Origin of the sequence: Gordonia sp. McavH-238-E, assembly GCF_022348225.1 — a bacterium.
Lineage (GTDB): Bacteria > Actinomycetota > Actinomycetes > Mycobacteriales > Mycobacteriaceae > Gordonia > Gordonia terrae.
Map to the genome: position 1 here is coordinate 314,395 of NZ_JAKRFE010000009.1, position 9,237 is coordinate 323,631.

At 68.1% G+C, this 9,237-nt stretch carries 8 protein-coding genes and 1 rRNA gene; 3 read left to right on the forward strand and 6 right to left on the reverse strand.

What is annotated here, in order from left to right; genetic code table 11:
- Positions 1-11: 11 nt before the first annotated feature.
- The 4 genes from MHN80_RS16405 to MHN80_RS16420 all read right to left on the reverse strand — a co-directional run bounded on the left by MHN80_RS16405 (position 12) and on the right by MHN80_RS16420 (position 3,710).
- Positions 12-494: a DUF6790 family protein gene (locus MHN80_RS16405; protein ID WP_064571656.1), complete on the reverse strand. Its 483-nt coding sequence runs from the start codon at positions 492-494 to the stop codon at positions 12-14.
- A 3-nt stretch (positions 495-497) separates the two neighbouring features.
- Positions 498-2,378, reverse strand: a complete 1,881-nt coding sequence (locus tag MHN80_RS16410; RefSeq protein WP_239402665.1) for a propionyl-CoA synthetase — start codon at positions 2,376-2,378, stop codon at positions 498-500.
- 145 nt (positions 2,379-2,523) lie between these two features.
- Positions 2,524-3,135: an MSMEG_1061 family FMN-dependent PPOX-type flavoprotein gene (locus MHN80_RS16415; RefSeq protein WP_239402666.1), complete on the reverse strand. Its 612-nt coding sequence runs from the start codon at positions 3,133-3,135 to the stop codon at positions 2,524-2,526.
- Between the two features lie 26 nt (positions 3,136-3,161).
- Positions 3,162-3,710: a universal stress protein gene (locus MHN80_RS16420; RefSeq protein WP_374206375.1), complete on the reverse strand. Its 549-nt coding sequence runs from the start codon at positions 3,708-3,710 to the stop codon at positions 3,162-3,164.
- A gap of 214 nt (positions 3,711-3,924) precedes the next feature.
- On the opposite strand from MHN80_RS16420, the gene MHN80_RS16425 reads away from it, so the two are divergent.
- Positions 3,925-5,097 (forward strand): sensor histidine kinase, encoded by a 1,173-nt coding sequence (locus MHN80_RS16425; RefSeq protein WP_064571654.1) that lies wholly within the window; start codon positions 3,925-3,927, stop codon positions 5,095-5,097.
- Positions 5,094-5,780, forward strand: coding sequence for a response regulator transcription factor (locus MHN80_RS16430; RefSeq protein ID WP_239402668.1), 687 nt, complete (start codon positions 5,094-5,096; stop codon positions 5,778-5,780). Before MHN80_RS16425 ends, MHN80_RS16430 begins: the two co-directional genes overlap by 4 nt.
- Before the next feature lie 12 nt (positions 5,781-5,792).
- Here the strand turns inward: MHN80_RS16430 and MHN80_RS16435 are convergent, their stop codons facing one another.
- The gene (locus tag MHN80_RS16435; RefSeq protein ID WP_101821156.1) at positions 5,793-7,037 is read right to left on the reverse strand and encodes a helix-turn-helix domain-containing protein; all 1,245 of its coding nucleotides are present in this window, start codon (positions 7,035-7,037) and stop codon (positions 5,793-5,795) included.
- A 156-nt stretch (positions 7,038-7,193) separates the two neighbouring features.
- Here MHN80_RS16435 and MHN80_RS16440 point away from each other — a divergent pair, with 156 nt between their 5' ends.
- On the forward strand, positions 7,194-9,059 hold the full coding sequence (locus tag MHN80_RS16440) for an NAD(P)/FAD-dependent oxidoreductase (RefSeq protein WP_239402669.1): 1,866 nt from the start codon (positions 7,194-7,196) through the stop codon (positions 9,057-9,059).
- 55 nt (positions 9,060-9,114) lie between these two features.
- On the opposite strand, the gene rrf is transcribed toward MHN80_RS16440, so the two are convergent.
- Positions 9,115-9,231, reverse strand: a 5S ribosomal RNA gene (rrf, locus tag MHN80_RS16445).
- Positions 9,232-9,237: the final 6 nt, after the last annotated feature.

Sequence of the window (9,237 nt, forward strand, 5' to 3'; positions counted from 1 at the left end):
CCAAGTCTCCGCTACGTGACGATCACGTACAACACGATCAGATAGATCGGAACGAGCACGTCGAAGAAGAAGATGGGTCCGGCGTTGCCCGCCGTGAAATTCCGGCGGGTCACCATCTCCCGCACATGGCCGACGGCGGCGCCCAGGTAGAACACCGAGAACGCGATGATGGTGGCCAGGGTGAACTCGTCACCGAAACCCGAGGCGATCACGCCCAGCACACCCGTCGCGAGACTGGCGAGACCCACCTCCCACTGCCACGGCGTCTTCGGGGGCCACCCGATCGACTCGGCGATCGGCTCGCCGACGAACATGTGACCGCAGCCGGTCATCCAGCCCTGGACGCCGATCATCCACAACACGGAGTTCTCGAGCAGGTCCCGGCCCAGATCACCGCCGGGAGTGAACGCGTCGACGACAGTGGCGATGATCGTGCCGACGATCCCGACGAACGGTACGAGCCGGATCGCCGTGCGCACAGCGGCGTCGAGCACTGTTCAGTCCTTCAGCTGTTCGGCCAGGGCCGCCAGGACATCCGGGTCCTCGATGGTCGACGGCACCGTGTAATCCTCGTGATCGGCGATCTGGCGCATGGTCTTCCGCAGGATCTTGCCCGATCGGGTCTTCGGCAGTGCCGGCACCACCGTGACGTCGCGGAACGTGGCGACGGCCCCGATCTCGTCGCGCACCATGGACACGAGCTCGCTGCGCAAGGTCTCGGACTCGATGTCGACGCCGGACTTGAGCACCACGTATCCGCTGGGGCGCTGGCCCTTCAGGTCGTCGCGGATGCCGATGACCGCGCACTCGGCGACGGCCGGGTGCGACGCCACCACCGCCTCGATGCTGCCGGTCGAGAGTCGGTGTCCGGCAACGTTGATCACGTCGTCGGAGCGGCCGAGCACGAACACGTAACCGTCGGCGTCGACGTAACCGGAGTCCCCGGTGAGGTAGTAGCCGTCGAACGCCGACAGATAGGACTTGCGGTAGCGCTCCTCGTCGCGCCACAATCCGGCGAGGGTCCCGGGCGGCAGCGGCAGGCTGATGACGATGTTCCCCTCCTCCCCCGCTCTCAGCAGCGTGCCCTCGGCGTCGACGACTCCCACCCGATACCCGGGCACCGGCACCGTCGGTGAGCCCGCCTTGATCGGCATCGGTTCGAGGCCACGGAGATTCGCCGCGATCGCCCAACCGGTCTCGGTCTGCCACCAGTGATCGACGACCGGGACGCCGAGCACCTCCGACGCCCAGGTGAACGTGTCGGGGTCGAGGCGCTCACCGGCGGCGAACAGCGTCTGCAGCGATGAGGTGTCGTACTCGGCGAGTTCGGTGGCGTCGGGATCGGCCTTGCGGATCGCGCGGATCGCTGTCGGCGCGGTGAACAGTGCCTTGACCCCGTGATCGGCGATGACCCGCCAGAACGAGCCCGCATCGGGGGTACCGACCGGCTTGCCCTCGTACATCACGGTCGTCGCCCCCACGAACAGCGGCGCGTAGACGATGTAGGAGTGCCCGACGACCCATCCGACGTCCGACGCCGTCCACCACACGTCACCCGCCGAGATGTCGTAGATGTTCTTCATCGACCACGTCAGCGCCACCGCGTGCCCGCCGTTGTCCCGGACGACCCCCTTGGGCTTGCCGGTGGTCCCCGACGTGTAGAGGATGTAGAGCGGATCGGTCGCGGCGACCGGCACCGCGCCGACCGGGTCGGCGGCGTCGGTCTCCCGGTCCCAGTCCAGCCAGCCGGCGTGATCGGCTGCGCTGCCGACGATCTCGGGGCGATCCTTGACGATGACCGTGCGCGGTGGCGTCGCCGACATCTCGATGGCTCGGGCCACCATCGGCAGGTACTCGACCGTGCGTCCCGGTTCCAGACCGCCCGACGCGGTGACGACGGCGACGGGTTCGGCGTCGTCGATGCGGGTGGCCAGCTCCCGCGCGGCGAAGCCGCCGAACACCACCGAGTGCACGGCGCCGATGCGCGCGCAGGCGAGCATCGCGATGGCCGCCTCCGGGATCATCGGCATGTAGATCACCACGCGGTCGCCGGCCGAGACACCTTGTGCGGTCAGCACTCCCGCGAATCGGGCGACCACGTCGAGCAGCGCCGCATAGGTGTAGTGGCGTCGCTCCCCGGTCATCGCCGAGTCCCAGATCAGCGCCGTCCGCCCGTCGTTGCCGTCCGCCAGATGGCGATCGAGCGCGTTGTGGCAGGTGTTCAGCGTGGCGCCGGGAAACCACCGGTAGAACGGGGCATTCGAGTCGTCGAGCGCGGTGGTCGGTGGGGTGTACCAGTCCACCGCTTCGGCGGCGGAGAGCCAGAACGCCTCACGATCATCGCTCGCCTGTGTGAACGCCTCGCTGTAGCTGCCCATGGCCTTCCCTTCACCGTCTCGTCGTGGCGCGCACCCGAAATCGTCGCGGGGTGCCGCATCGCCCTTTGAGGGTATCGGTGTGATGGCCGCCACGAAACGCGATCGGCGGTCCTGCGCCGATCGGCCGGCGACCCGCGCCGAGCGGTCAGTACAGGTACTTGCGGTACTGCTCGTCGGTCTCCCGGTCGTCGACCAACGGGACATCGAGCTCGGGCATGACCATCCTGGTGATCGCCGCCACCGACGGCAGCGTCCGCGGAGTCCACGACTCCGGTTTCCACAGATCCGCACGCAGAAACGCCTTGGAGCAGTGGTAGAAGACCTCGTCGACGTCGATCTCCACGGCCAGGATCGGACGCTTCCCCTTCACCGCCAGGGCGTCGAAGTAGTCGGCGTCGTCGACGATGCGGGCGGCCCCGTTGACGCGCAGGGTGTCGTTGCGGCCGGGGACGACGAAGATGGTGCCCGCGTGCGGGTTGCGCAGGATGTTCAGGTAGCCGTCGACGCGTCTGTTCCCGGGACGTTCGGGGATCGCGATACGCGTGTCGTCGACGATGTGCACCACTTTGCCTGCGGGGTCGCCCTTGGGTGAGACGTCGACGCGTCCGTGGTCATCGGAGGTGGCCAGGAACACCACCGGCGAGGCGGCCAGCCATGCTCGATCGATGTCCGAGAGCGTCGGCCTGACCTTGTCACGAACGACGGCGGCCGGTTCGCCGACGATCTCCCGCAGCCTCGCCTCGTCGGTGATGTGCATGCGGACATAGTGTCACGTGGGCAGAGCTACGCGGGGCCCGGCGCCGGCGTCGGCCACCGCAGAATCCACTCGGAGCCGCGCGCACGCCCGGTGACCACGGACCGCCGACGGAGATGGGACGACCCGTCGGTCACGATGAGGGTGACGTCCTCATCGAGGCGTGTGGCGAGGCGCCGGGCCGTCCAGCCCGGGCGTGCGCTCCCGGTTCCGATGACCACGGCGCCGGCGCCGGCGCGTTGCGCGGCCCGGTGCAGGACCGCCGTCGGGTCACCGACCTCACTCGTGGTCGACACCGTCCGCGCACCGTGCCATCTCGCCAGTTCGGCGGCGGTCCGCAGGCATTCGTCGATCGCGGCCTGTCCGGACAGCAGATAGGACTCGTCCTTGAGGGCGTCGTGGAGACCGGTGCTCACTTCTCTCCGGCGGCCGCGGGTGGCGCAGATCAGGATCAGATCGCCGGAGTCGCCGAGCAGGCGAACCGCGACCTTCACCGCCCGCAGCGAACCCTCGCTCCCGTCGACGCCGACGACGACCGGATGGCCGAGTCCGGCCGACGGGGCGAGAGCAGTTGGCACGTCTCGGGTTTCGAGAGGTTCCCAGCGCCGGGGTCGTGTCCGCAGCGTCATCATCGTGTCCTCCTGGGTCGGCGATATCAGCTGCTCACAACGCTATGGAGACAACGAGCCCGAATCACCATCCCGCGGGTTGACCGTTTCTCCACCCCAGGGTGGACATCGGAATCCACCGTGGGGCGGTCGTCCGACCGCGGTGCGGAACTATCCTGGAACAGTGACGGGCTTCACAGCGAACGCGGGCGCCGGGCTGTGGCGTCTCATCGAACGGGCCGGCGGCGACTATCCCCCGCTCTATCCCGCGGTGATCCTGTCGTCCAGCGTGGTGGTCACGCTGGTGTCGACAGCACAGCGCTTTCCGTTCGACCAGGTCTGGTGGGTGGTCGCGGCCCTGGTGCTGGCGGCAGTGACGCTGGCGATGGATCTGTCGCTGCCGCCGACCTCGTACGCGTGCTTCGGGATCATCACCAGTTCGGTCTGCTTCCTGATGATCCCGACGCCCACCGACGCCGCGCCACTCCAGCTCGTCCTCATGGCGGCGATCGCGGCTGCGATGTATCCCCTGCTGACCGGCGTCGCCGTGACGGTTGTGTGCATCGCGGTGATCGTCTGGTTCGGCGCTGTCGGCGGCCTCGACTCGCCTGCGCTCTACGCACTCGGCGTCGCCTGCGGGTGGTTGATCGGCTACATGATGCTGATCCAGAAACGGCTGGCCGACAACCGGGCTCGCGTCCTCGCCGAACGGGCCGATCGCGCCGCGGGCGACGAGCGGCGGCGGATCGCGCGCGAGATCCACGACGTGATCGCGCACTCGTTGTCGATCACGATGCTCAACGTCACCGGTGCCCGCCGCGTGCTCGAACAAGATCGCGACGTCGACGAGGCACTGGAGGCGCTCGCCGATGCCGAGCGCCAGGGCCGACAGGCCATGACCGAGATCCGCACCATCGTCCACGTGCTGGGAACAGCCGGGCCGGCGGGGACGACGTCGCCGTCGCCGGGTGCCGACGATCTGGAGCGGCTCGTGGCGGACTACCGCAAGGCCGGGGTGGACATCGACTTCACCCTCGACGGTGATGTCACCGAGCTCTCACGGCCGGTCGGTGCGGCACTGTTCCGCATCGCCCAGGAGTCCCTGGCGAACGTCGTCAAACACTCGGCGGGCAAGCGTGCGTCGGTGTCGGTGACAGTGTCCGACGAGGTCGCGCTCACGGTCGAGAATCCCGCGGCAGAGGGCAGGCCGCGGCACTGCGACGGCACCGGCATCGAGGGGATGACCCAGCGCGCGGCGTTACTCGGCGGCACCCTGCACGCCTCGCACCGCGCGGGCACCTGGTCGGTGCGAGCGACGTTGCCCGCCCGGTCGACCGCCGACGGGGTACCGGTATGACGACGAGCGGCCCGGCCGAGATCACCTCGGTCCCGATCAGGGTCCTGCTGGTCGACGACCAGGAACTCATCCGCACCGGGCTGCGTCGCATCCTCCGCCTCCGGGACGGTTTCGACATCGTGGGTGAGTGCGCGGACGGTTCCGAGGTGCTCGCCGGGATCGCCGAGCACCGGCCCGACATCGTCCTGATGGACCTGCGGATGCGCAATGTCGACGGCATCACCGCCACCACCATGGTCCGCACCCTGCGGGAACCGCCGCCGGTGCTCGTGCTGACCACCTTCGACGACGACGACCTGCTGTCGCGGGCCCTGCGCGCGGGAGCCGCCGGGTTCATCCTCAAGGACTCGCCGGCCGAGGCACTGATCTGGGCGGTCCGTGCCGTGGTTCGCGACGGCGCTTTCCTCGACCCCGCGGTCACCGAACGAGTCCTTCAGGGATTCCGGCGATCGGGCCGCGAACAGGTGACCACCGCGCCCGGGCTGACCGACCGCGAGACCGACGTCCTACGACTCATCGCGCGCGGCCGGACGAATGCGGAAATCGGTTCGGCTCTGGGCATCTCGCAGGTGACGGTCAAGAGCCACGTCAATCACATCTTCACCAAACTCGACCTGCGTGATCGCGCGGCGGCGATCGTGTACGCCTTCGACCGCGGACTCGTGGCCGCCGAGTACGACTGAGCCCCGAGTCGATCAGTCGTGCGCGTCGAGCACCTCGACGTCGACCCCGTCGACGAACCGGTACGGGCCCGCGACGAGCAGACCGCCGAAGTGTTTGCGCAGACGGGACATCTCGGCACGCACTGTGACCGTCCGGTCGTCGACGCCGAACAGATGAGTCGACAACCGGGCCGCAGTGACTCCGTCGGGGTGACGCGCCAGGAAGGTGAGGATGTCCCCGTGGCGCGGCGAACAGCGGTGTGTCCACGCGCCGCTGGCGCCTTCGACGGTCACCTCGACATTGCCCGCACCCGGCGGACCGGTGGGCACCCGTACGACCACCCGCGTGGTAGACGCGTCCGACGTCTCCGCGACCCGCACCAACCACCCACCGGGTAGCGCCTCGACATCGCACTCGCCGAGCGCGCTCACGAAGATGCGGCCCGGACCGAGGCGCGGCGGCAGGATGAGGCGTGATCGAGGCGACACGGTGTCCACCGCGGCAACCCACCCGTCGGTGTCGACCGCCAACGCCGGGCCGGGCATGCGGGCGAGAATCGGTGCGGCAACCGCGCGCAACGAGTCGAGGCGACGGTGATGACTCTCGCGGAGTTGCGACTCGGCGAGCCGGGCGACCGCGTGCACCAGCGCCAGGGTCGTCGGATGGATCGTGGCGGCCGGACCGCTGACGTCGACCACACCCAACACCTCACCGGTCCGCGGATCCTTGATCGGCGCACCGGTACAGGTCCACGAGTGATGACTCCGCACGAAGTGCTCCGCCGAGAACACCTGTACCGAACGACCCGACATCAGTGCCGTACCGATCGCGTTGGTCCCCACCGAGCCCTCGGCCCAGTCGGCACCCTCGACGAATCCGAGGGTGTCCGCGCGCGTGAGCACCTTCGACGACCCGCTCCGCCACAGCACGTGTCCGTCGGCGTCCGAGACGACCAGGATGTTGTCGCCGTCGGCGATCAGCGAGTCGAGACCTCGTGCCAGTTCGTCGACGACCTCCGCCAGGCCGGAGCGCCGGCGGCGCTCCTCCAGCTCGTCGAGCGGAAGCGTCCGTTCCCCGACGCAGTCCACGTCCGGGTCCAGGCCGGCACGTCGGAGTCGCTGCCACGAGTCGTCGATGACACCGCGCGGACGGGCCGGCATGCGCCCACCCGACATCGCGGCGTCGTGGACCGCGCTGAGAACCGACGCGAACTCGCGCGGATCGTCGCCGGCATGCACCGCGGGCTCCAGCTCGGAGGCCGACTCGTAAGCGTTCATCACCTCGATTGTGCGTCACGTCACAGGCCGACGACAACGGGCCCACCCCTCGCAACCCCCTGCAACCCTTGCCGCGACCCGGCGCGGAGGCGTCTGCTGTCCACAACCCGCTGTGTTCCACATCACGTTCGCGGGGCGCACATATGAGGAGGCATCATGACCCAGACACTCGAGCCGGTCGTCGCGCTCGATCGCACCCCGCAGCAGCGGGTGGAGACCTGGCTGCAAGAATTCGAGTCCGCACTCGCTGCACTCGACATCGCTCGCGCGACGAACGCCTTTCTGACCGACAGTTACTGGCGCGACCTGACCGCGTTCACCTGGAACATCAAAACCGTCGAGGGTCACGAGCAGATCGCCGACATGCTGTCCGCCCGTCTCGCCGACACCCGGCCGTCGAACTTCACCACCACCGAACCGGCGACCGACGACGGCGACGGGGTTGTCTCCGCGTTCATCGCATTCGAGACCGCCGTCGGACGCTGCGAAGGTCACCTTCGAATCCGTCCCGCCGACGAGGGTCGGGACGGCGGCGATGAGGGTGCCGGGGCGGACAAGGCCTGGACGCTGCTGACGACGATGCAGGAACTCAAAGGGCACGAGGAGTCGGCCGGACCGAGCCGACCGCTCGGGGCGGTACACGGCACCGATCCCGACACCCGCTCCTGGGCAGAGAAGAAGGCCGACGAGGAGCTGGCGCTCGGTCGGACCGCGCAGCCGTACGTCCTGGTGATCGGCGGTGGACAGGGGGGCATCGCGCTCGGAGCACGGCTCCGGCAGCTCGGCGTACCCTCGGTCGTCGTCGATCGTCATGACCGGCCCGGGGACCAGTGGCGCAAGCGCTACAAGTCGCTGTGCCTGCACGACCCGGTCTGGTACGACCATCTCCCGTACCTGCCGTTCCCCGACAACTGGCCGGTCTTCGCACCGAAGGACAAGATCGGGGACTGGCTGGAGTTCTACACGAAGGTCATGGAGGTTCCGTACTGGAGCAAGACGACGTGCCTGTCCGCCGAGTACGACGAAGCCGAGGCACGCTGGACCGTCGAGGTCGACCGGGACGGTGAGCGCCTCACGCTTCATCCGACGCAGCTGGTCCTCGCGACGGGGATGTCCGGCAAGCCCGCCGTCCCATCCGTTCCCGGTCAGGATGTGTTCGCCGGCGAACAGCACCACTCGAGCGCCCACCCCGGACCTGATGGCTACGTCGGCAAGAAGGTCGTCGTCATCGGCTCCAACAATTCCGCGCACGACATCTGCAAGGCTCTCGTGGACAACGGGGTCGACGCCACGATGGTGCAGCGCTCCTCGACCCACATCGTGAAGTCCGACTCACTCCGGTCGATCGCCCTCGGCTCCCTCTACAGCGAGGAGGCGGTCGCCTCCGGAATGACCACCAAGAAGGCCGATCTCACCTTCGCCTCACTGCCGTACCGGATCATGCACCAGTTCCAGGTACCCGTGTACGACCAGATCCGGGAGCAGGACAAGGACTTCTACGATCGGCTCGAGGCGGCCGGCTTCCAGCTCGACTTCGGCGACGACGACTCCGGACTCTTCATGAAGTACCTGCGCCGCGGGTCCGGCTACTACATCGACGTCGGTGCGAGCGAGCTCATCGCCGACGGCACGATCAAGCTCGTCCACGGTCAACTGGACCACCTCACCGAGAACTCGGTGGTCCTGACCGACGGCACCGAGATCGAGGCCGACGTGGTCGTCTACGCGACCGGCTACGGATCGATGAACGGCTGGGCCGCCGATCTCATGGGGCAGGAGGTCGCCGACCGTGTCGGCAAGGTCTGGGGACTGGGTTCCGAGACAACCAAGGACCCGGGCCCCTGGGAGGGCGAACAGCGGAACATGTGGAAGCCCACCCAGCAGCCGGGCCTGTGGTTCCACGGCGGGAACCTGCACCAGTCGCGTCACTATTCGCTGTATCTGGCCTTGCAGCTCAAGGCTCGCTATGAGGGAATTCCGACGCCCGTGTACGGCCTGGGCGACGTCCATCATCTGAACTGATGGCGATATGAGAAAGGCCCCGCAACCTGAGGTTGCGGGGCCTTTCTGAAGTTGTGTTCGGCGGTGTCCTACTCTCCCACACTGATTAGGGTGCAGTACCATTGGCGCTGGAGGGCTTAGCTTCCGGGTTCGGAATGGGGCCGGGCGTTTCCCCTCCGCTATAGCCGCCGTAACTTTG

Bases quoted from the DNA above. Each gene is read 5' to 3' on its own strand.
- MHN80_RS16410 (WP_239402665.1), bottom strand. From the start codon at position 2,378: ATGGGCAGCTACAGCGAGGCGTTCACACAGGCGAGCGATGATCGTGAG.
- MHN80_RS16415 (WP_239402666.1), bottom strand. From the start codon at position 3,135: ATGCACATCACCGACGAGGCGAGGCTGCGGGAGATCGTCGGCGAACCG.
- MHN80_RS16430 (WP_239402668.1), top strand. From the start codon at position 5,094: ATGACGACGAGCGGCCCGGCCGAGATCACCTCGGTCCCGATCAGGGTC.
- MHN80_RS16435 (WP_101821156.1), bottom strand. From the start codon at position 7,037: ATGAACGCTTACGAGTCGGCCTCCGAGCTGGAGCCCGCGGTGCATGCC.
- MHN80_RS16440 (WP_239402669.1), top strand. From the start codon at position 7,194: ATGACCCAGACACTCGAGCCGGTCGTCGCGCTCGATCGCACCCCGCAG.